The 21495-nt window shown below is 65.8% G+C and carries 16 protein-coding genes; 8 read left to right on the top strand and 8 right to left on the bottom strand.

Annotated elements, in window-relative coordinates:
* Nucleotides 1–4 precede the first annotated feature (4 nt).
* Nucleotides 5–3712: a chromosome segregation protein SMC gene (gene smc, locus KIH78_RS09735; RefSeq protein WP_219132193.1), complete on the top strand. Its 3708-nt coding sequence runs from the start codon at nt 5–7 to the stop codon at nt 3710–3712.
* Nucleotides 3713–3787: 75 nt separating this feature from the next.
* On the opposite strand, the gene KIH78_RS09730 is transcribed toward smc, so the two are convergent.
* The 3 genes from KIH78_RS09730 to KIH78_RS09720 all read right to left on the bottom strand — a co-directional run bounded on the left by KIH78_RS09730 (nt 3788) and on the right by KIH78_RS09720 (nt 8397).
* Nucleotides 3788–5041, bottom strand: coding sequence for a carboxylate--amine ligase (locus KIH78_RS09730; RefSeq protein ID WP_219132192.1), 1254 nt, complete (start codon nt 5039–5041; stop codon nt 3788–3790).
* A 46-nt stretch (nt 5042–5087) separates the two neighbouring features.
* Nucleotides 5088–6713: a UDP-N-acetylmuramoyl-L-alanyl-D-glutamate--2,6-diaminopimelate ligase gene (locus tag KIH78_RS09725; RefSeq protein WP_219132191.1), complete on the bottom strand. Its 1626-nt coding sequence runs from the start codon at nt 6711–6713 to the stop codon at nt 5088–5090.
* A gap of 118 nt (nt 6714–6831) precedes the next feature.
* Complete coding sequence (locus tag KIH78_RS09720; protein ID WP_219132190.1) at nt 6832–8397, bottom strand: UDP-N-acetylmuramoyl-L-alanyl-D-glutamate--2,6-diaminopimelate ligase; 1566 nt, start codon at nt 8395–8397, stop codon at nt 6832–6834.
* 225 nt (nt 8398–8622) lie between these two features.
* Between KIH78_RS09720 and KIH78_RS10680 the strand changes: the two genes are divergently transcribed.
* Nucleotides 8623–9303 carry a sigma-70 family RNA polymerase sigma factor gene (locus KIH78_RS10680; RefSeq protein ID WP_338024141.1) on the top strand — a complete coding sequence of 227 codons (681 nt, stop codon included), beginning with the start codon at nt 8623–8625 and terminating at the stop codon, nt 9301–9303.
* The gene (locus tag KIH78_RS09710; protein WP_214312938.1) at nt 9300–9590 is read left to right on the top strand and encodes a hypothetical protein; all 291 of its coding nucleotides are present in this window, start codon (nt 9300–9302) and stop codon (nt 9588–9590) included. Before KIH78_RS10680 ends, KIH78_RS09710 begins: the two co-directional genes overlap by 4 nt.
* 114 nt (nt 9591–9704) lie before the next feature.
* On the opposite strand, the gene KIH78_RS10895 is transcribed toward KIH78_RS09710, so the two are convergent.
* The 4 genes from KIH78_RS10895 to KIH78_RS09695 all read right to left on the bottom strand — a co-directional run bounded on the left by KIH78_RS10895 (nt 9705) and on the right by KIH78_RS09695 (nt 12532).
* A complete protein-coding gene (locus KIH78_RS10895) occupies nt 9705–9779 on the bottom strand; it encodes a 50S ribosomal protein bL37 (protein WP_003817083.1) in 75 nt (24 codons plus the stop codon).
* Nucleotides 9780–9920: 141 nt separating this feature from the next.
* The gene (locus KIH78_RS09705) at nt 9921–10865 is read right to left on the bottom strand and encodes an aldose 1-epimerase family protein (RefSeq protein WP_219132188.1); all 945 of its coding nucleotides are present in this window, start codon (nt 10863–10865) and stop codon (nt 9921–9923) included.
* 168 nt (nt 10866–11033) lie between these two features.
* Nucleotides 11034–11213, bottom strand: coding sequence for a hypothetical protein (locus tag KIH78_RS09700; RefSeq protein WP_219132187.1), 180 nt, complete (start codon nt 11211–11213; stop codon nt 11034–11036).
* A 236-nt stretch (nt 11214–11449) separates the two neighbouring features.
* A complete protein-coding gene (locus KIH78_RS09695; RefSeq protein ID WP_219132186.1) occupies nt 11450–12532 on the bottom strand; it encodes a colicin transporter in 1083 nt (360 codons plus the stop codon).
* Between the two features lie 216 nt (nt 12533–12748).
* On the opposite strand from KIH78_RS09695, the gene KIH78_RS09690 reads away from it, so the two are divergent.
* Nucleotides 12749–13456, top strand: coding sequence for an HAD family hydrolase (locus KIH78_RS09690; protein ID WP_219132185.1), 708 nt, complete (start codon nt 12749–12751; stop codon nt 13454–13456).
* 10 nt (nt 13457–13466) lie between these two features.
* The gene (locus KIH78_RS09685; RefSeq protein ID WP_219132184.1) at nt 13467–14612 is read left to right on the top strand and encodes a glycerate kinase; all 1146 of its coding nucleotides are present in this window, start codon (nt 13467–13469) and stop codon (nt 14610–14612) included.
* A gap of 18 nt (nt 14613–14630) precedes the next feature.
* On the opposite strand, the gene KIH78_RS09680 is transcribed toward KIH78_RS09685, so the two are convergent.
* Nucleotides 14631–15488, bottom strand: coding sequence for an AraC family transcriptional regulator (locus tag KIH78_RS09680; protein WP_219132183.1), 858 nt, complete (start codon nt 15486–15488; stop codon nt 14631–14633).
* A 358-nt stretch (nt 15489–15846) separates the two neighbouring features.
* Between KIH78_RS09680 and KIH78_RS09675 the strand changes: the two genes are divergently transcribed.
* From KIH78_RS09675 to KIH78_RS09665, 3 genes are all read left to right on the top strand, one after another.
* A complete protein-coding gene (locus KIH78_RS09675; protein WP_219132182.1) occupies nt 15847–19191 on the top strand; it encodes a tetratricopeptide repeat protein in 3345 nt (1114 codons plus the stop codon).
* 436 nt (nt 19192–19627) lie between these two features.
* On the top strand, nt 19628–20956 hold the full coding sequence (locus KIH78_RS09670; protein WP_236034569.1) for an ABC transporter substrate-binding protein: 1329 nt from the start codon (nt 19628–19630) through the stop codon (nt 20954–20956).
* 102 nt (nt 20957–21058) lie between these two features.
* On the top strand, nt 21059–21495 hold a 437-nt coding region (locus tag KIH78_RS09665; RefSeq protein ID WP_420830155.1), incomplete at its 3' end, for a carbohydrate ABC transporter permease.

The following is a 21495-nucleotide window of genomic DNA, read 5'->3' as shown; positions in this document are numbered from 1 at the left end:
CCAGGTGTATCTCAAGGAACTGACGCTCCGCGGATTCAAATCGTTCGCATCCGCCACCATGTTGCGCTTCGAACCCGGCATCACCGCCGTGGTCGGACCGAACGGGTCCGGCAAATCGAACATCGTGGACGCCCTGACCTGGGTGATGGGCGAGCAGGGCGCCAGGAACCTGCGCGGCTCCAACATGGAGGACGTGATCTTCGCGGGCACATCCTCCCGGCCGCCGCTCGGCCGCGCGCAGGTGTCGCTCACCATCGACAACACCGACCGCGCGCTCGACATCGACTACACGGAAGTCACCATATCCCGCACCATCTTCCGCAACGGCGGCTCCGAATACGCGATCAACGGCAGCCCCTGCCGTCTGCTCGACATCCAGGAGCTGCTGAGCGACACGGGTCTCGGCCAGCAGATGCACGTGATCGTCGGTCAGGGCAGGCTCGACTCGATCCTCAGGGCCGACCCCGCCGGACACCGCGCGTTCATCGAGGAGGCCGCAGGCATCCTCAAGCACCGCAAGCGCAAGGAGCGGGCGCAGCGCAAGCTCGCCAACACGCAGACCAACCTCGAACGCCTGGACGATTTGCTCGGGGAGATCCGCCGCCAGCTCGGCCCGCTCGGCAGGCAGGCCCGCATCTCCCGGCGGGCCGACGCCATCCAGGTCTCGCTGCGCGACGCACGGTCCCGCATCTACGCCGACGACGCCGTCGACGCCATGCGGCGTCGCGACCGCAACCGCGCCGAACTCGCCGCTGTGAGAGGCGACCTCGCCAAGGCGCGACGGGAGCTCGCCCAGACCAACATCCGCATCGAACAGGTGGAAACGCAGGTCGGCAGATCCAATCCGGCCATCGACAAGGTCAACCAGACGTGGCGCTCGCTCAGCCAGCTGCGCGAACGGTTCGATTCGCTCGCCTCGATCGCCGACGAGCGCGGACGCTCCCTGCTCGGCCGCGTCGTGACGAACCCCGGTGAGGACCCGGACCTGCTCGACAACCGCGCCGCCGAACTCGAACGACAGACCGCAACGCAGACGGCCACGGCGAACGACATGAGACTCGCGCTCGACCAGGCCACCGAACGGCGCGCCGGCGACGAGAAACGTCTGGCGTCCATCCGGCAGACGCTCGCCGAACTGCGCAGAACGACCCGCGAACGGGACGCGCGCATCGCACGCCTGCGTGAGCTCGTAGCACGTGAGGAAACGGCTGTGCAATCGGAGGAACGCCGCATCGCGGACCTGAACGACCAGCGTGCGGCGTTCCGCGGGCAGCTCGAGGAGGCGCGCGCGCAACGGCTGCGCCTGCAGGACGAAGCCGAAACGGTTCCGGACGACGGACGGGAACTCGACGAGGCACGGTCCCTGCTCGCCGAACGCCGCGACGCCCTGAACGCGGCCCTCGACGCGCAACGGGCCATCCGGTCGAAGATCATCTCGCTCAAGGCCAAGGCCGACGCGCTGCAGGACACGCTGTCCGGCCGCAACGCATCCGGCATGCTCGAAGCGGACGACGACACCTGCGCGCTCGGACGCCTCGCCGACTTCATCCACGTGCGTGACGGCTGGGAGGAGGCCGTCGCCAGAGCGCTCGGCGTCTACGCGAACGCCGTCGTCGTGCCGGAGGCGAGCAACATGCTGCACGCGTTGGAACACGCCCGCGAGGAGCGTCTCGGCCAGGCCGTCGTCGTCCGATTGGACGGAACCGGTGACGCAGCCGAAGTCTCCGACGACGGGGACGTCACGTCGGCGGGCGACGCATCCGTCGACGGTGCCGGAAACGGCGACGTCGCCATGCTGTCGACGTACGTCGACGCGAACCCCGACGCCGCCGACGCCGTGCAGGCGGCCCGCGTCGCGGCGACGGTGCGCACGCTCGTCGCGGACACCGCCGTCGCGGACACCGCCGACGAGGCGCAGCGCATCGTGACCGAACGGCTCGCCGCGCGCGCGGCCACCCATGCGGGGGAGCTGTTCACGGCGTCGGTCGCCGCCGTGGGCGGTTCCGTGACGACGCAAAGCGATCTATCGCTCGCCGCCCGACGCGACAAGGCGCTGCACGACGTCGCCGCGCTCGAACGGCAGGCCGTGCAGGCGGACGCCGACGTCGCCGCGGCAAAGACCGCGTGCGACCAAGCCGCGCGGCAGGTTGACGAAGCCTCCCGCAGACGCACCGAGGCGCGTCTCAAGGCCGAACAGGCGGCGAAGGCCCTCAAGGATGCGCGGCGTCGCGTCGACGACGCCGAACGGCGACTCGGACAGTTCGACGAACGTCTCGCCAAGGCGAAGGAGGACGTCGACACGCATCGCGGCAAACTCGCCGACCTTCGGCAGTCGCTGCACGCGGCCGAACACGCCGAACACGGCGACACCGACCCCGACGAGCTGTCCGCACGGGAACGCGAGCTTGAAACGGCGCTGTCCACCGCGCGCGACCAGGAGGTCGCCACGAAGATCGCGTGGACCGAAGCGGACCGGAAGGCCGAATCATTGCGCAGGCAGGCGGCGCTGCTTCGCGGCAACGCGAAGGAGGCGAGGGAGCGGCGCGCCCGCATCGAGGAATCGAACGCGCGGCTTCGCGACCAGGCGGCCCGGGCCGTGGCCGTCGCCGCGGACGCGCGCGCGGCGTCGCACATGGTCGAAGAGGCCATCTCGAAGACCGTGGAGGAACGCGAACGACTCCGGTCGGAGCTCTCCGGCCATGACGAGGAACTCAGGACGCTGCGCACGCGCCGCGCCGCCGTCGAACCAACCGTGGGGGAGCTGTCCGGGCGTGAGCATGCGCTCGACGTGGAACGGGAGCGTATCGCCGCCGAATACGAACAAGTCGTCCGCAAAGCGGGCGACGAGCTCGGCATGGACGTGGACGCGCTCGTCGAATCCTACGGACCGGACAAGCCGGTGCCGGTGCTGGACGACGACGGCAACCCGATCCCGCTGGAGACGGAAGCGGAGACGGAGCCCGAAACGGAACCGGAAGAGAAGACGTCGGACGGGGAGACCGCGAAACGACCGGACGCGGATGCGCCTGCGGACGCGACCGCATACCGGACCGTGCCCTACGTGCGCGAGGAGCAGACCAAACGGCTGGAGAAGGCGCAGCGCGACCTCGCCAGACTTGGCAAGGTGAACCCGCTGGCCACCGAGGAATACGAGGCGCTTACCGCGCGCAACAAATACCTCAACGACCAGCGCGACGACATCATGCGTTCGCGTGAGGACCTCATGCGTCTCGTCAAGGACCTCGACGCCACCATGGTGGACGTGTTCCGCACCGCGTTCGAAGACACCGCCAAGGCGTTCGAACAGGTGTTCGCCACCCTGTTCCCGGGCGGCACCGGCCGGCTGCGGCTCGAGAACCCGGACGACATGCTCTCCACCGGCGTGATCGTCGAGGCGAGCCCGGCGGGCAAACGCGTGAAGCAGCTGAGCCTGCTGTCCGGCGGCGAACGCTCCCTGACCGCGTTGGCCCTGCTGTTCGCGATCTTCACCGCGCGTCCCAGCCCGTTCTACGTGATGGACGAGGTGGAGGCCGCGCTCGACGACGTGAACCTCACGCGTCTGCTCGACGCGATCGAAGGGCTGCGCGAGCACGCCCAGCTCATCGTCATCACCCACCAGCAGCGCACCATGGCGATCGCCGACGCGCTCTACGGCGTCACGATGCGCGCCGACGGCGTCACCGCCGTGGTGAGCCAGAAACTGCGCCGATGACGAGACGAGGCTTCCTCATCGGAAGCCTCGTCTTTATGTGTAGGGGAAGCTGCGTGTGAACCGCGGAATGCCCGGTCAGTGCTGCGGCTTGCCGAGGTACTTGCGGAACTTGGTGATCTGGTGGAAGTAGTTGATCGCCGACCAGAACAGGTGCGCGAGCGTGTCCTTGCGGTAGAACAGCGGGCATCCGGCGTCGCCGGCCTTGATGCGGGTGAGCGCGCGGGAGCGTTCCGGCTCGGCCACGTAGCGCTTGATGACGGACTTCGGCACCATCTGGAAGAGGAAGTCCTTGTCGGCCACGCGCGGCTCGATGGTCTTGCCGAGCACATAGTGGTCGACGAACAGGGTGACGAAGTTCACGCCGGCGAGCGTCAGGTAGTAGGTGTTGCGTCCGGGACGCGTGTTCACCTCGAAGAACTTGTAGGTGCCGTCGCGTTCGTCGTATTTCGCGTCGAAGTTGGAGAAGCCCTCGTAGTGGGTCTCCTTGAGGAACTTCGCCGCTTGGGCCACCACGTCGGGCTGCTTGTCGTCGATGATGCACACCGGGTTGCCGATGGCGGTGGGGTGGTGGTCCTGCAGGAGCACCTGCCCGATGCAGGAGACCAGCACGTTGCCGTCCTTGTCGGAGAAGCAGGTGATGGACCTGAGGTGCGCATCGTCGCCGGGCACGCAGTCCTGGACGATGAGGTCCTTGTCGTACACGGACTTCTGGAGTTCGGTGAACACGTATTCGAGCTTCTCAGGGGTCTCGATGGTGAAGACCTTCTCCTTGCCGGGGAATTCGGCGTAGTGGTAGCGCGCCGAGTTCGAGGGCTTGGCGATGACCGGGTAGGTGAACTCGTCCACCGGGATCCTCACGTTCGGGTCGGAGCAGTCGAAGCTCCACGTCTTGGGGTAGGGGATGCCGAGCTTCTCGCAGATGCGGTAGAACTCGCCCTTCTGCGTGATGCGGTCCAGCAGGTCGAAGTCGATGTACGGCACGACGAAGTAGCGTTCGAGACGCTGCTTGTTCTGGGAGAAGATGCGCGCGTACCAGTCGCCGCAGCCGACGAGGATCGGCACCTTCTTGCCTTCGAGCTCGCGGCCGAGCGTGTCGAGGTAGTCGAGCATGGTGGCCTCCTGGTCCGCGTGCGGCACCATGCGGTAGTCGACGAAGCGGCTGGAGGAGACGAACTTCTGGTCGGCGGTGCCGATCACGATGCTGTTGACGCCGTACGCCTCGTGGAAGCAGCGGGCGTAGGAGTAGGAGAGCGTGTCCGCGCCGAGCACGACCGGCTGCAGGTAGGTGGACACGTCCCGTTCGGATTTGATGAGCGTATGTGGGTTCATGGTTGCCTCATTGTACTGATGCGTTGTGCCGGTGCTGTGTCGGCCGTCACGCCTGCGGCTGCTGCGTGGTCTGCGATGCGGTCTGCGACGACGCGTCGTCCAGGCCGAGTTCGCGGCGCACGATGACGGCGTCGCCCGGCCACCAGACGTGCTTGCCGTTGATGATGTTGCGGGTTTCATGGCCCTTGCCGATGACGAGGACGATGTTGAAGCGTCCGTCGTGTTCGGTGGACTCCTTCGCCTGTGCGATGGCGGTCACGATGGCCTCCTCACGCGGCACGATGATCTGCACGGTCTGCTTGCCGTCGTCCGGCACGAACGAGGCCATCTCCTCGCAGATCTTGCGTGGGTCCTCGAAGTTCGGGTCGTCGAGCGTGAAGATGAACGATTCGGCGCGGCCCAGCGCGCCCTTGACGATGCCTTCGCGGCGGTCGATGGCCTTGCCTCCGGTGGTGCCGGAGACGAGCGTGATGCGCGGGTTCCGTTCGCCGTACACGCGGATCATCTCGTCGACGAGCGCCTTGGTGGACATGTAGTTGTGCGCGAAGTCCACGTACACGTGCAGGTCGTCGCCGCCGATGAAGCGTTCCATGCGGCCCGGCACCTGCACGTGCTCGATCGCGGCGAGCGCGTCGCTGTCGAACGGCACGCCGGCCTTCATGGCGATGGCGATGGCCGCGGCGGCGTTGAGGAAGTTGAATTCGCCGAGCATGTCGAGCTCGAACGGGCGCGCCTCGTCGCCGCAGGCGGCGATGAACCCGGTCTTGCGGCGCGGGTCGGCGGCCACGACCACGTCGGCCGGCGTGTGCAGGCCCGCGGCCGGATCGTGCATGGCGAACGTGGTGACGGGCGCGCCGTGGGCGGCGGCGTCCTCGCGCAGCAGGCCGATGTGGGCGGAGTCGGCGCCGATCACCATGGCGCGGGAGTTCGCGATGATCTGCCTCTTGCAGTGGAAGTAGTCCTCGAACGTGGGGTGTTCGATGGGGCTGATGTGGTCGGGGGAGATGTTGAGGAACGCGCCCACGTCGAACGTGAGCCCGTAGATGCGCTGGATCTTGTACGCCTGGGAGCTGATCTCCATGACCAGATGCGTCATGCCGTTGTCCGCGGCCTCGCGCAGCATGCGGAACGCGTCCAGCGGCTCCGGCGTGGTGAGCTTCGAGGGCTCGAAGGTCTTGCCGTCGAGGCACACGGCGATGGAGCTCATCATGGCGGCGTGGCCGTGCGTGTACGCGTTGAGGATGGCGTGCGTGTAGTAGTCGGTGGTGGTCTTGCCCTTGGTGCCGGTGATGCCCACCATGGTGAGTTCGCGTTCCGGGTGTCCGAAGTATTCGGCGGCGATGAGGCTCATGGCCCGGTGTACGTTGTCCACGATGAGGCCGGGCGCCTTCGTGCGGTCGGAGTATTCGGTCTCGGCCACGTACACGGCGAGTCCCTTGTCGTCGATGCCGTCGAGGAATTCGGGCTTGAACCGTCCCTTGATGAACAGCAGCGATCCGGGTTTCACCTCGCGGGTGTCGTAGGTGATGGACGGGATCGGATCGTGGGCGCCGGGCACCGTGTCGGCGTCGATGGTCCAATGGTCGCCGGCGACGATCTCGCGCAGCAGATGGTGTTCTTCCAGCAGCTTGGCCACGGAGGCGAGGCTCAGCGGCGAAGTCGTGGTGGACATGTGGCTCTCCCTTGTTTCTTCGGCGGCGCGGGTTTCGCGCGCCCCACCGATACTACTCCGGCGCCGTGCTCAATCCAATGCGTTCCGTCGGCGCCGGTTCCCCGTTCTCCCGCGCCGGTCAGCGTTCGTCGAGGAGACGCTGCACGACATGGTCGTCGCCCTCGTACGGCACGTGCCGGTTGAGGTCCTTGATCCAGCGTTCGTGGCCCTTGCCGATGATGAGCGTGACGTCCGTGCGGTCCGGGTGGGAGCGCGCGTCCGCGAGGGCGTCGGCGATGGCCTGGACGCGGTCGACGATGACGTCCGCCTTCACGTCCGGGTTCGTCACGTTGGACATCATGTCGCGGCAGATGTCCTCGTACGGTTCGGTGTCCGTGTCCTCGGCGGTGAACACGAAGCGCGCGATGCGCTCCTGCGCCGCGTCGACGATCTCCTTGCGCCTGTCGTACGCCTTGTTGCCGGCCGAACCGGCCACGAGCGTGATGTACGGGTTCCGGTCGCCGTACCGCGCTGCGACGAAGTCGAGGAGCGCCTTGACGGACGTGTAGTTGTGTGCGTAGTCGACGATGACGTGCGTGTCGGTCGCCGGGTCTTCGGTGAGTTCCATGCGGCCGGACACGCGCGTCGGCTCCATGGCGTGCAGCGCGTCCGTGGCGTCTGCGGGCACGCCGGCGGCGTGCGCGAGGGCGATCGCGGCGAGCGCGTTCGCGTAGTTGAAGTCGCCGACCAGATGCAGTCGGTAGTCGCCCAGGTCGGCGCCGTCCAGGGCGAACCGGTAGTGGTCGTGCGCGGCGTCGGCCGGCACGCCGGTGACGTCGGCGGTGCGTGCGTCGTCGTCGGCCGGCTCGTCGGCGAGCAGACGGAACGTGGTGACGGGGATGCCGGCCGCGGCCGCGTCCTCGCGCAGCAGGTCGGCGTGCGCGGCGTCGGCGTTGAGCACGAGCGCGCGGCTGTTGTACGCGATCCGGCGCTTGCAGTACAGGTAGTCCTCGAGCGTGGGGTGTTCGATGGGGCTGATGTGGTCGGGGGAGATGTTGAGGAACGCGCCCACGTCGAACGTGAGCCCGTACACGCGATGCACCTTGTACGCCTGGGAGCTGACCTCCATGACGAGGTAGCGCATGCCGTTGGAGACGGCTTCGCGCATCATGCGGAACGCGTCGAGGGATTCCGGCGTGGTGAGGTCCGATTCCTCGTACGTGCGGCCGTCCAGGCAGTTGTCCACGGAGGAGAAGAGGGCGCAGCGTCCGCCCGAATACGCGTTGATGATGGCCTGCGTGAAGTAGGCGGTGGTGGTCTTGCCTTTGGTGCCGGTGATGCCGATGACGGTGAGCTCGTCCTGCGGACGTCCGTAGAATTCGGCGGCGAGCAGGGCGAGGGCCTTGCGCGCGTCGTCGACGATGAGCCCCGGCACGGCGGTGTGCTCGGACATGTCGGTCTCCGCCACGTAGGCGGCGAGGCCCTTCGCATCGCAGCCGTCGAGGAATTCGGGCTTGAACCGGCCCTTGCAGACGAGCAGGGCGCCGGGCTCCACGCTGCGGGTGTCGTAGGTGATGGCGGCGAACGCCTTGTCCGCGTCCGCGATGCCGTCGACGGTCCTCGTCCACTCGCCGCCATGGATCACCTCGCGCAGCAGGTGGTGGCGTTCGAGCAGGGAGGCGGCCGAATCCAAGGTCAAAGCCATGAGAGGTCCTTTCGGGGAACGGATGATGCGTGATGACGGAACGGGTATACGATGACGGACGAAACCGGGAGTTTCCTGTATGGGAGGTGTCCGTTCGGTAAGCATACCGGCAGCGCATCCCGTCCCGGACGCCGGCGCGGCGTCCGGTGGCTACAATGGGCAACCGTGACCACCCCACAGACCGAGACACTCGCCGAGAAGCGCGCGCGCTTCGAACGGCTCGCCATGCCAGCGCTCGACGCGCTGTACCGGCGGGCGATGCGTCTGACGAACAATCCGGACGACGCCCAGGACCTGGTGCAGGACACGTTCGAGAAGGGGTTCAAGGCGTTCGATTCGTTCCAGCCGGGCACCAACTTCGAGGCGTGGATGACCACCATCGAACGCAACACCTACTTCAACCAGTACGCGAAGGCCAAGCGGCGCCCACAACGCGCCAACGACGCCGACGGCGAATACGACGACTGGGACCTGTACGCGGCGTCGGAGCATTCCCCGGATGCACTCAAATCCGCCGAGGACGAGTATCTCGACGCGTTCGCCCCCGAGGAGATCATGGACGCGTTGGCGAAGCTGTCGCCGGAACGCCGGCAGGTGTTCATCGACGCGGCCATCGACGGCAAGTCGTACCAGCAGGTCGCCGACGAGCAGGGCGTGAAGATCGGCACCGTCATGAGCCGGCTCAACCGCGCGCGCACGCAGCTCAAGCGCGAATTGGCGTCCTACGCGCGCGAGCACGGCTACGGGACGAAGCTTCCCGCGGAACGTTCCGGCAAGACCGCGGATTCACCGAAAGCAAAGTCCGCCGAAACCCCTTCCGCACCGGCGGTTTCCGGTCATAATGGGAGGAAAGGCCCCCATGCGGGGGCGTCGCCCATCGCCGGACGAGGAAAGGAGACACGATGAACGGACGACAGGTGGAACGCGTGCATCACATCTCCATCACGCATACCCTGCCCGACGGCACGGTCAGGACGGTCAGTCGCACCGAGGTGCGCGTCACGGACGACACGGACGAGGCCGTCTCCTACGATCCGGCCGTGGACGGGGACTGCTTCGACCCCTCGACCTGCTGTTCGGAGCGGGAGCAGGCCATGATCGCCGCGCTGCGCGCGTATCTGCGCCCCGACGAGGCGCCGGAATGCCTCAAGGCGCGTGTCAAGGCGTGCCTCGACCATTGCTGCGGGCAGTGACCGCGCACCCCAAGCGGCTTGGCTCCAATCGGACGGATGTGTACGGACGCCCGCAATGAGAAAACCCGCCCGGCCGAAAGGCCTAGGCGGGTTTCCGTATGTCTTGCGACGGGATCAGGCGTTGGGGCGCTTGCCGTGGTTGGCGGCCTTCTTACGACGATCCTTGCGCTTACGTCCGCGCATGCCCATGATGGACTCCTTTGCTGAAGATAATTAAGCCTTCGGCATTATGCCACATCGCGGCGACGTTCTCAACCGCGCGCCGCGATGCGGCATTTCCCGGCAGGCTTCGGACCCGATGCCGCATGGCATACGGTCCCTGCGGAAGCGTCAGACCCGTTCGGCCCGGAACGTGACGCGCGTCGTGTAGTCGTCGCCGGGTTCCAGCACGACCAGGTCCTTGCCGGTGCGGAACGCGTCGGCGTACGCGGTCATCGGCTCGACGGCCACACCGGGCTGGCGCACCTTCTCGCCGATCTCGTTGCCCGTGCACACCTGCCACGAGTTGATGGTCCCGTCGCCGGTCAGCGTCACCTTGATGCCGTCGGGACGGGTGAACACGGCCGACGTGCCGCCGTCCGCGTCGCGGTCGACGATGTCCGTCCACGCGTCGTCGAAGCCGCGTCCTTCAAGCGTGGGGTCGTCGCGAAGGTCGTAGATGCCGGCGGCCGGCTCCTCGCCGGTGGGCAGCAGATGCTCGTCGACGGTGACGTGCGTGGCGCAGGGAAGCGTCAGACGGCACCGCTCGTTGTCCGGCGTGATGGCGGGGCCGTGGGAGGTCTTGCCGTTGGAGAGCCACGGGTGGATGCCGAACGCCCACGGAGCCCTTACCTCGTCGTTGTTGTGGACGGTGAACGTCTCATGCAGACCGTCCTCCTCGAGCGCGTAGGTGGCGGTGACGGTGATGTCGAACGGGTAGCCGGCCAGGTCGGGGGAGCGCCAGGAGAGCGTGACGTGGCTTTCGCCCAGGTCCTCGAGCTCCCACATATAGCGGTACGCGTAGCCGTGCAGCGAGGCGGAGCGGTCGAACTCGTCGATCGGCATCTGGTAGCTTTCGCCGTCGAACGTGTACTGGCCGTCGGTCACGCGGTTCGGGTACGGGGCCAGCACCCAGCCGTTGCAGCAGGGGATGACCTTGTTCGGGTCGAACGGGACGATGATGTCCTCGCCCTGCCATCTGAGCTCGCGCAGGCTCGCGCCCAGCTCGGTGACGACGGCGCTCCAGTCGCCTTTGCGGATCGAATGCTGGTTGCCGGTACGGGGTTTGAGAACCATGACGTGACACTCCTTCGTGGACAGGCGCGCGAATCGGACGCCGAAAAACGGATTGTTACCGCTCACAATGGTAGCGTGTCGGCGTTCATGGCACGCAGGGGATGTCGGCCGTCGCCGAATGCGATGTCGGTCCGCATCGGCATGGAGAAGCGGTGTGCGATTGCTACTTCAGCAGGTCGGCGTGCCCCAGTCCTGGTACACCCAGCTGATCTTGCCTTCGCCTTGGCCGCCTCCGTTGCCAGAGCCTCCGTCGCCGGAGCCGCTGCCGCCGTCGCCCGCGGCGAGCGTGGCGGTGGCGACCGCGAGCGCCGTCAGCGTGCGCGCCGCCTGTTTCCATGAGAACCCCATAGGTTCCGGCTCCTTTCGAATCATCCGGTCCGGCGTGGACTCGCCGGACACGACCCGCGTCTATGCGGATCGTACGATGGGGCGAATCAGACGGAGTCGCATAGGAAGATACGGAAGTGAAGCCCGGTGACGATGCCATGACCCCGGGCATGCGTCCGGCGGATACGGGAAGAGGGCGACGGCACGGGGAGTGCCGCCGCCCTCAAGAAGCGGAAAGAAGACTAGGAAGAGGTCTATCAGGGGGTCATCCAGTCCGATTCGCAAGACGGATTGGACTGAGATACTTCACATCCACCCCACCAGTCAGGGCCACTGCTGTTTCCGCTATTGGAGTTTCCAGAAGAGCTGCCGCCGGAGGATAATCCGCCGGACGACTTGCCCGACGACCCACGATACGTGGACCCACCGGACGACTTCCGGTACGTGGAACCGCCCGACGACTTGCGGGACGTGGACTCGCCGGACGAGGAACGCGCCCCGGACGACGCCTGGGCCTCCGCCGCCTGACGGTCCGCGTCCTCCTTCGCCTTAACGGACGCGTCCACGGCCTTGACCGCGTCATCCACCTTGCTCTTCGCATCCGACAGGGCCTTTACGTCCGCCTGCTTGCCGTCAACCGTCTTCTTCGCGTCGTCCAACACGCTGCGCAGCGAGGCGCGCGTGTTCTCATCCTGGACTTTGCCGTCCGAATCCTTGTACTTGGCCTCGCCCGCATCCAGGCTCGACTGCAACGCCGATCTCGCATCGTCCAGAAGCTTCGCCTCGTGCGACGCATCCACCGCCGCAACGGCCGCCTTGAGGCTCTTCATGTGCTTCCCGTACCAGTCGGACTGCTCGCCCATGGTCGCGGTCGCCTCGTCCAGGCCCGTCTTGTCGTCGGCCGTGCAACCCGGATACCCGGGCGTCTTCTCCGCCAGCGCCTTGGCCAGCGCGTCCACGGTCCCCGCATCCTTCACATCCGCGATCTTGATGGAAGCCGCCTGGGCCGCGTCCCCGTTCACCAGCGCGTTGTATGCGTTCACCCGCCCGCGCAGCGTGTCCGCCGCCTGGAAGCACGCCGTCCTGGCCGCCTCCAGCTCATGCGCAGTCCACGCACGCCAACCCAGACCGCCGCCCACGGCAAGCGCCACCACCGCCACGACGGCGACAGCCGGCACCAGCCACTTCGGACGCCTGCCAGTCTTCTTGTCTTCGCCGTCCGCGTCAGGCGGCAGAGGGACCGGCGGCAGACTCCCGCCTGTTTTAGACGCAAGAGATGTGGTGACGGGGTCGATGTTGGGTTTCGGATTATTGGAAGAGGAGACCTGTTTCATATTCATAATGCATCCTTGATGCGGCATTGCTTGGGGTTTGCCCCAATCTTGGCACCCCCCCCTCGACGAATTCGCCTTCGTCAGACGAGCGCGAGTCCATATGCCGGATATCCGGTCCGGGGAACGGCGACGATCCGGATTCCCGGGACACGCCGGGCGCCGTTCCGGCATTCGATGCCTGCGAATGCCATCATGATGGGAGGTATGCAAAGGAGGCATGAAATGTGGTGGCATGACGAGAAGCCGGAGGCCGTGTTCTGGGATCTGGACGGCACGCTCATCGATTCCGACCCGTATTGGGTGCGCGCCGAACGCGCGCTGTTGGAGGAGCACGGCGGCGTGTGGGACAATCCGCTCGCCGAAGCGATGCAGGGCGCATCCCTGCCCGCCGTGACGCGGCTGCTGCACGAGCGCGGCGTGAGCGGCATGGACCATGACGCCATTGTGGCACGCCTCACCGCCGACGTGATGCGCATGGAGGATGAATGCCTGCCATGGATCCCCGGCGTGCGCGACGTGCTGACCGGATTGGCCGAGGCCGGCGTGCCGTCCGTGCTGGTCACCGGATCGCCGCGTCCCATCGTGGACAACGTGATCGCCCACGCACCGGTCGGCGCGTTCGTCGGATCGGTGAGCGGCGAGGAGGACATGCCGCACAAGCCCGCGCCCGAACCCTACTGGGCCGCAGCGCGCATCGCCGGCATCGTCTCCGGCGCCGACGGCGCCGTGCTGTCGATTGCTCCCGTCGACTCCGCGCTCATGCGCCGTTGCGTCGTGTTCGAGGATTCCGTGCCCGGCCTCACCGCGGCGCGCGCCGCCGGCGCCACGGTCGTGGCAGTCACCGGATACGCGCGCGTCGACGTCACCGCCGACCCGGCCCTGCGGAGCCTGTACGACCGCACCATCCGCGATTTCCGCGACCTGCGGTAGGGGAGCCCCGTTGAAGTTCGTCATCGCCCCGGACTCGTTCAAACACTGCATGACCGCGCGGCAGGCCGCCGAGGCGATACGGGAGGGCCTGTCCCGCGTGTTTCCCGACGCCGCATACGACCTGGTGCCGATGGCCGACGGCGGCGAAGGCACCGTGGCCTCGCTCGTCGACGCCACCGGCGGCGTCCTGTGCGGGGCCGACGTGCTCGACCCGCTGCAGCGACCCATCCGCGCGACATACGGCATGCTCGGCGACGGGCACACCGCCGTCATCGAAATGGCCGAGGCGTCCGGCATCCAACATGTGGACGCCGCCGACCTCGACCCGCTCACGGCCACCACCTACGGGACCGGACAGCTCATCCGCGCCGCGCTCGACGACGGCGCGCGCCGCATCATCCTCGGCATCGGAGGATCGGCGACCAACGACGGCGGCGCAGGTATGGCGGAAAGCCTGGGCGTGCGCCTCCTCGACGCCGCAGGCCGGCCGATTCCGCGCGGCGGCGGCGCGCTCGGGTGTCTCGCACGCATCGACGTCTCCGGCATCGACCCACGGATCAAGGCGACGGACATCCTCGTCGCCTCCGACGTGACCAACCCGCTGACCGGCCCCACGGGGGCCTCCGTCGTGTTCGGCCCGCAGAAAGGCGCCACGTCGGACATGGTCGAGACGCTCGACCGGAACCTGCGGCACTATGCCGACGTCATCCGACGATGCCTCGGACGCGACGTGGAACGACAACCCGGCGCCGGCGCCGCGGGCGGACTGGGCGCAGGACTGCTCGCCTTCACCCAAGCCACGATGCGTTCCGGCGCGGCCCTCGTCGCCGAGACCGCACGGCTCGCCGACAGGGCCGCCGACGCCGACTACTGCCTCACCGGCGAAGGACACATCGACGCACAGACCCGCTACGGCAAGACGCCCATGGGCGTGGCGCAGGCCGTACGCCGCGGCAACCCGGACATCGGCGTCATCGCGTTCGCCGGATCCCTCGACGTGGACGCCGCCGCCCTGCACGGCATCGGCATCGACGCGGCGTTCGCCATCACGCCGGGCGTGACGGACCTCGCACAGGCGCTGGCGGACGGGCCGGCGAACCTCGCGAACGCCGCAGAGAACGTGGGGCGCGTCATCGCGCTCGGGCGAAGGCGTTGACGCGGAGCGTGTCCCGCGTCAACGAACCTCGCTGCGCCTGCGGAACTCGATGGGGGAGACGCCGTTCCTGCGCTTGAACGTCGCGCAGAACGAGCTCGTGTCGGTGAACCCGCACTCCTCGCACAGCCGCTTCAGAGGCATGTCCGAATTGATGAGCAGATACTTCGCGGCGTGCATGCGCGCGTCGATGATATAGGCGTGCGGCGTGTACCCGGTCTTCTTCTTGAACACGCGGATGAAATGGTATTCGCTCATGAACGCGCGCGCCGCCAGTTCGTCGATGGGCAACGGCTCGCCCAGATGACCGGAGATGTAGGTGAGCACGTCCTCGATCGCATGCGGCTGGCGTTGGGAGGAAACATCGCCATCACAGGCCGCCATCGCGAACTCGGCGAGGATGTCGGTGATGGTCTTCGACATGCGCGGCTCGCTCACGCGTTCGGCGTCATGGAACGTGTCATAGATGTCCGTAAGCCGCGTCATCACATAGACCGGATCCCTGAGCGCGAACACCGGACCGAGCCTGTCGTCGATGAGATCGAAGTACGCGCGTGCGGCGACGCCGTCGAAATGCAGCCACAGGACCTCACTGCCCTCATCGGTGCCGTAGGAATGGTGCCGGTAGCAGTCCAACAGCACGAAATCGCCCTTGCCGGCGTGCATCGTACCCTTCTCGGTGGTGACGTCGAGCGAACCGCGGCGCACGGCCATCAGCAGGAAGCTGTCGAACGAGCTGCGCTCCTGACGGTACCCCGGCTCATATCGGAACAATCCCACACGCAGCGGATACAGGAAGGTCCGCACAGCCGTTCTGCTGGGCGTGTAGATGTAGAATTCCGAGCCCTCGTCGCTGATATGCCTCTCCGCCGGCTTCATCGTCCCTCCTCCCTTGGTCGCGATGCATGATGCGGCAATTATTCCACATTTCGTGCGACAAGGGGAGAGGGACGCCCGCAAGCGCATGACAAGCGCAATTTTCACACCGAATGCTGCAATTATCATCATCGGATGCCGTCCATAGGTGCCGTGAACCGTTGCGGACCGTGGAAGACCCGCGGTACGCGGCGGAACCGGCGGTGAAACAGGACCTTCCGCGATGACGGCAATTTTTGCATATTTCAGAGCAGGAAAACTGTGCGGCGGGCGTGGATTCGGTCTTAGGCTTGGAGGCAAGCAATCAACACATCACGAATGCAGTGACCTGCATTGCGGCATCCAACGAAGGAGTAGAACCATGGCCGTGACCATCAAGGACACCGTCATCACGATCCCGACCTACGAGATCGGCAAGGCGGACAAGAACCCGGAATTCATCGAAAAACGCGTCTACCAGGGCAGCTCGGGCCGCGTCTACCCATACCCGGTCATCGAGACCATCAGCGACGAGAAGCGCGACAAGCAGTACAAGGCCGTCATCATCGAGAACGAATACCTCGAGGTGACCGTCCTGCCCGAACTCGGAGGCCGCATCCAGTACGCCAAAGACAAGACCAACAACTACGACTTCGTCTACCGCAACGACGTCATCAAGCCCGCCCTCGTGGGCCTCACCGGACCGTGGATCTCCGGCGGCATCGAATTCAACTGGCCGCAGCACCACCGTCCCACCACCTACCTGCCGGTCGACTACAAAGTCGAGAACCTCGCCGACGGCGGCAAGGCCGTCCTGTGCCACGACACCGACCAGATGTACGGCACCCAGGTCATCACCACGATCGCCCTGCACCCCGGCAAGGCGTACATCGAGATCTCCGCCCAGCTGTACAACGGCACCTCGCTGCCGCAGACCTTCCTGTGGTGGGCCAACCCGGCCGTGCCCGTCAACCAGCACACCAAGACCGTGATGCCGCCGGACGTCACCGCCGTCATGGACCACGGCAAGCGCGACGTCTCCCGCTACCCGATCGCCACCGGCACCTACTACAAGCACGACTACTCCGAAGGCGTCGACATCGGCCGATACAAGAACGTGCCGGTCCCGACCTCCTACATGGCCGCGCACTCCGACTACAACTTCGTTGGTGGCTACGACTTCGGCGTCGGCGCCGGCATCCTGCACGTGGCCGACCACCATGTGAGCCCCGGCAAGAAGCAGTGGACCTGGGGCAACGGCGACTTCGGCCAGGCATGGGACAGGAACCTCACCGACGCGAACGGCCCGTATGTCGAGCTCATGACCGGCGTGTTCACCGACAACCAGCCCGACTTCACCTGGCTCAAGCCGTACGAAGGCAAGACCTTCACCCAGTACTTCATGCCGTACAAGGCCGTCGGCCAGGTCAAGAACGCCTCCATCAAGGCCGCCGTCAACCTCGAGATCGGCCCCGCCGACACCTTCGGCGCCGCAGGCGAGACCGAAGGCGTGGAAGCCCAGGGGCTCAAGGCGGGACAGGGCCGCGTGACCGTGTACGCCACCTCCGTATACGAGAACGCCACCGTCACCGTGACCACGAAGAACGGCGAGACGTTGTACTCCCACACCGGCCGCATCAGCCCCAACGACATCGTCAAGGCCGAATTCGAGACCGGGGAAGCGGCCGCCACCGACATCACCGCCACCGTGGCCGACGCGGACGGCAACATCCTCATCGACTACACCCCACAGCCGAAGACAATCGAGAAGCTCCCGGAGCCGGCCAAGGCCGCCGACGACCCGCTGGACATCCTCACCAACGAGGAGCTGCTGCTCGCCGGCCTGCACCTCGAGCAGTACCGCCACGCCACATACATGCCGGACCCGTACTACCTCGAAGGTTTGAAGCGCGATCCGGGCGACGCCCGCATCAACAACGCGTACGGCCGCCTGCTGCTGCGCCGCGGCGTGTTCGACGAGGCGGAGGGCCACTTCCGCGCCGCCATCAAGCGCCTGACCAAGCACAACACCCAGCCGTACGACTCCGAACCGCACTACAACCTCGGTCTCGCCCTCTTCTACCAGGGCGAGTATGACAAGGCGTTCGACGCCTTCTACAAGGCGACCTGGGACGACACGCAGAAGGAGCGCGCCTTCTTCTACATGGCCGCCATCGCCGCCCGTCGAGGCGACTACGCCGACGCCCTCGAATACGTGGAGAACGCCCTGACCCGCAACACGATGAACATCAAGGCACGCGGACTCAAGGCCTACCTGCTGCGCAAGCTGGGACGCGCGGACGAGGCGGCCGCCGCGCTCGCCGAGAACCTCACCGTCGACGAATTCGACTTCGTCTCCGGCAACGAGCGCGTGATCGCCGGCGCCGACCCGGCCGAACTCGCAGGCCTCATGCGGGGCTTCCATGAGAACTACCTGCAGGCCGCCCGCGACTACGCCCTGTTTGGCGCGTACGACGAGGCATTGACGCTGCTCGCCGAGGCCGACCAGAGCAAGCCGATGGTCAAGTATTACGAGGGCTACTACCTGTCCCTCCTCGGCCGCGAAACGCAGGCCAAGGCCGCGTTCGAGGCCGCCGAGGCCGCGCCCAGCGACTACTGCTTCCCGAACAAGCTCGAGGACATCGCGCCGCTGGCCAAGGCCATCGAGACCGTGAACGGCGCCAGGGCCTCCTACTACCTCGGATGCCTGTACTACGACAAGGTCCAGGCCGAGAAGGCCATCGCCCTGTGGGAACGGTCACGCGACCTCGACCCGGAATTCCCCACCGTGCACCGCAATCTGGCGCTCGCCTACTACAACAAGCGCGGCGACGCCGCCTCCGCCGGCCGCGAGATCGAGGAGGCCTACCGCCTCGACGAATCCGACGCACGCGTCTTCCTGGAACTCGACCAGCTGCACCGCAAGGTCGGCTGGACCTACGCCCAACGCCTCGTCGAATTCGACAAGCACCTCGACGTGGTCGCCGAACGTGACGACCTGTTCATCGAATATCTCACCGTGCTCAACCAGACCGGCAACTACGCCAAGGCGTATGACCTCATGAGCCGACGCCACTTCCACCCGTGGGAGGGCGGCGAAGGCAAAGTCACCGCGCAATACCGCATCGCGCTGACCCTGCTCGCCAAGGACGCGATGGCCGCCGGCGACTGGACGCGCGCCAAGGACCTGCTGACCCGTACCCTGTCCTACCCGCACAACCTCGGCGAAGGCAAACTCGAAGGCCAGAAGGACAACGACATCCACTACTACCTCGGTGTCGTCGAACGCCACCTCGGCGACGAGACCGCCGCACAGGCCGAAATCCGTAGGGCCACCATCGGCCCCGACGAGGTCAAGGGCGCGATGTACTACAACGACCAGCCGGCCGAGATGATCCTCTTCCAGGGTCTCGCCCATAAGGCGCTCGGCGAGGACGGCCCGGCCAACGCCCGCTTCTACCGACTGCTGGACTACGGCGAGCAGCACCTCGACGACCAGGTCAGGATCGACTACTTCGCCGTCTCGCTGCCCGACTTCCTCATCTTCGAGAACGACTACACGAAGATGAACCGCATCCACTGCCTGTACCTCATGGCCCTCGCCAACATCGGCAACGGCGACAAGGACAAGGCCGCCCGGCTGCTCGGAGAGGCCCTGGGCCTCGACCCGAGCCACATCCAGGCGAATCTGTTCGCGGACGAGGTCAACAACCGTCACGTGCTGTGATCGGCGGGGCATCCGCCCGGTAGCGGTGTGAGGAGCCGGTTCATCATGACGCAACGGGTGATGGGGCATGCGCATATGCGCATGCCCCATCACCCGTTGCGCATGTTGCCGCAAGGGTTGTAACGCAAGGGTCGTAAGGAACGTCGACAGACGCAATTTTCAACCATGGTGATTGGGAACCGATGCGCAATTTTTGCATATCGAAAGGCAGATAAAGTGAAAGACGGAACGTGGGGCGAACGTACACTTGAATTACTCGAAACGTTGAGCCGATTGCCGAATCACAGCAATGGAGCGGTCGGTACTCGACAGGAAGAGCAGGAAGCCACCGACGGGCCAAACGGTTCCGTACCCACGTCCGGCTGTGAATGGCCACAGTTGGTTTTTATCAATTCCGTTCGCGCGGGCTGGTGAAGGCACAAGTAAGGAGAAAACAATGAAGTTGCTCGATATGAAGAAGACGATGATCGCCTCGGCCGCCGCCGTCGCCATGATCGTTCCGCTGGGAGCCTGCGGCTCCTCCTCGGAGACCACCTCCACCGACCCGAAGGACGCCTCCGGCGAGATCACCATCTGGGGTTGGGGCAACGGCATGAACGAGACCATCGCGGCGTTCGAGAAGGCCTACCCGAAGATCAAGGTGAAGTATTCGAGCACCGGCACCGGCGCCGACACCTCCAAGGCGTTGAACAACGTGATTGCCGCCGGCAAGGGTGCCCCTGACGTGAGCATGATGCTCAGCACCGACGTCTCCAAGTTCGCCCAGGAGGGCAGCATCTCCGATCTCAAGGAGTTCGGCGCGAACGACATGGGAAAGGATTTCGCCCCCGGCATCTGGGGTCAGGCGCAGTTCGGCGGCACCACCTACGGCATGCCGATCGGCGGAGGCCCGATGGTGTTCTTCTACAACGAGGAGGTCTTCTCCAAGGCCGGCATCGACACGCCTCCCACCACCTGGGACGAATGGTACGAGGACGCGAAGAAGATCCGCGCGCTCGGCGACGACTACTACATCACCAACAACGCCGGCGACCGCGACAGTTACTCGGAATTCAACGCCATGCTCTGGCAGCTCGCCGCGCAGCCGTTCAAACTCGATGGGGAGAACCTCACCATCGATCTGACCGGCGACAAGCAGGTGAAGAAGTTCATCGACTTCCAACAGAAGCTCATCGACGAGGACCTCGTCAACACCAGCATCCGCAACTGGACCGACGACTGGTTCCGCAGCCTCTCCGACGGTACCACGGCCTCCCTCGCGGTCGGCGCATGGATGCCCACCAACCTCGAAAGCAGCTCCGGCGCCGCCAAGGGCAAGTGGCGTGCCGCCGACATCCCGCAGTGGGATCCGGACCATCCCACGAACGCCGAGGACGGCGGCTCCGTGTTCACCATCCCCTCGCAATCCAAGAACAAGGCGGCCGCATGGGCGTTCATCAACTACGCCACGCACGGTGACGGCGCGCAGATCTTCGTGGACCACGGCAACTTCCCGGCCCTCAAGTCCATCCTCAACGGAGACGAATTCAAGAACGCGACCAACGAGTACTTCGGCGGCCAGAAGGTGAACGAAGTGCTCTCCCGCGCAGCCCAGATGGATTCCTCCTCCTACGAATTCCTGCCCTTCAGCACCTACGCCCAGTCGATCTTCGGCGACTACATCAGCAAGGCATATCAGGGTGAGACCTCGCTGAAGAAGGCCGTCGCCTCCTATCAGGACGCACTGATCGACTACGCCAAGGAACAGGGATACACGGTCAAGTAGCCGTCCGTCCGGGAATCGGCGTCGGGACCGACGGTCGGAACCGTCCCCATCGATGGTTCCGACCGTCCCGCACCGGTGATTGACACAAGCAGGGTGATTCGAATGAGCAAATCGATGAGTATGCCGCCCACCGCCGCGGTGCGTGAGAACAAACACAAGGCCGACTGGCGTGGTTGGAAATTCATGGGACCGTTCGCGGTGGTGTTCGTGTTCGTGTTCATCATCCCGATCGTGTACGCGATCTATATCAGTTTCTTCAAGAAGCAGATGATCGGCGGTACGCGGTTCGTTGGCGTGGAGAACTACGTCCGACTGTTCGGGGACCAGCAGTTCTGGTCGTCGGTGGTGCGCGTGGCCCTGTTCACCTGCGTGCAGGTGCCGATCATGCTGTTCCTGTCCGCCGCCATGGCTCTGGCGTTGGATTCGATGAAGCTGCATGGCACGAAGTTCTTCCGTATCTCGACGTTCCTGCCGTATGCGGTGCCGGCGGTGGTGTCCACGTTGATCTGGGGTTTCGTGTATGGCGCGAAGTATGGTCT

Source organism: Bifidobacterium saguinibicoloris, assembly GCF_019331725.1.
Taxonomy (GTDB): domain Bacteria; phylum Actinomycetota; class Actinomycetes; order Actinomycetales; family Bifidobacteriaceae; genus Bifidobacterium; species Bifidobacterium saguinibicoloris.
This window is presented reverse-complemented; position numbering and strand designations above follow the sequence as displayed.

Bases quoted from the DNA above. Each gene is read 5' to 3' on its own strand.
- KIH78_RS09675 (WP_219132182.1), top strand. From the start codon at position 15,847: ATGGCCGTGACCATCAAGGACACCGTCATCACGATCCCGACCTACGAG.
- KIH78_RS09695 (WP_219132186.1), bottom strand. From the start codon at position 12,532: ATGAATATGAAACAGGTCTCCTCTTCCAATAATCCGAAACCCAACATC.
- KIH78_RS10680 (WP_338024141.1), top strand. From the start codon at position 8,623: ATGCCAGCGCTCGACGCGCTGTACCGGCGGGCGATGCGTCTGACGAAC.
- KIH78_RS09670 (WP_236034569.1), top strand. From the start codon at position 19,628: ATGAAGTTGCTCGATATGAAGAAGACGATGATCGCCTCGGCCGCCGCC.
- KIH78_RS09705 (WP_219132188.1), bottom strand. From the start codon at position 10,865: ATGGTTCTCAAACCCCGTACCGGCAACCAGCATTCGATCCGCAAAGGC.
- KIH78_RS09710 (WP_214312938.1), top strand. From the start codon at position 9,300: ATGAACGGACGACAGGTGGAACGCGTGCATCACATCTCCATCACGCAT.
- KIH78_RS09690 (WP_219132185.1), top strand. From the start codon at position 12,749: ATGTGGTGGCATGACGAGAAGCCGGAGGCCGTGTTCTGGGATCTGGAC.
- KIH78_RS09680 (WP_219132183.1), bottom strand. From the start codon at position 15,488: ATGAAGCCGGCGGAGAGGCATATCAGCGACGAGGGCTCGGAATTCTAC.
- KIH78_RS09720 (WP_219132190.1), bottom strand. From the start codon at position 8,397: ATGGCTTTGACCTTGGATTCGGCCGCCTCCCTGCTCGAACGCCACCAC.
- KIH78_RS09730 (WP_219132192.1), bottom strand. From the start codon at position 5,041: ATGAACCCACATACGCTCATCAAATCCGAACGGGACGTGTCCACCTAC.
- KIH78_RS09725 (WP_219132191.1), bottom strand. From the start codon at position 6,713: ATGTCCACCACGACTTCGCCGCTGAGCCTCGCCTCCGTGGCCAAGCTG.
- KIH78_RS09700 (WP_219132187.1), bottom strand. From the start codon at position 11,213: ATGGGGTTCTCATGGAAACAGGCGGCGCGCACGCTGACGGCGCTCGCG.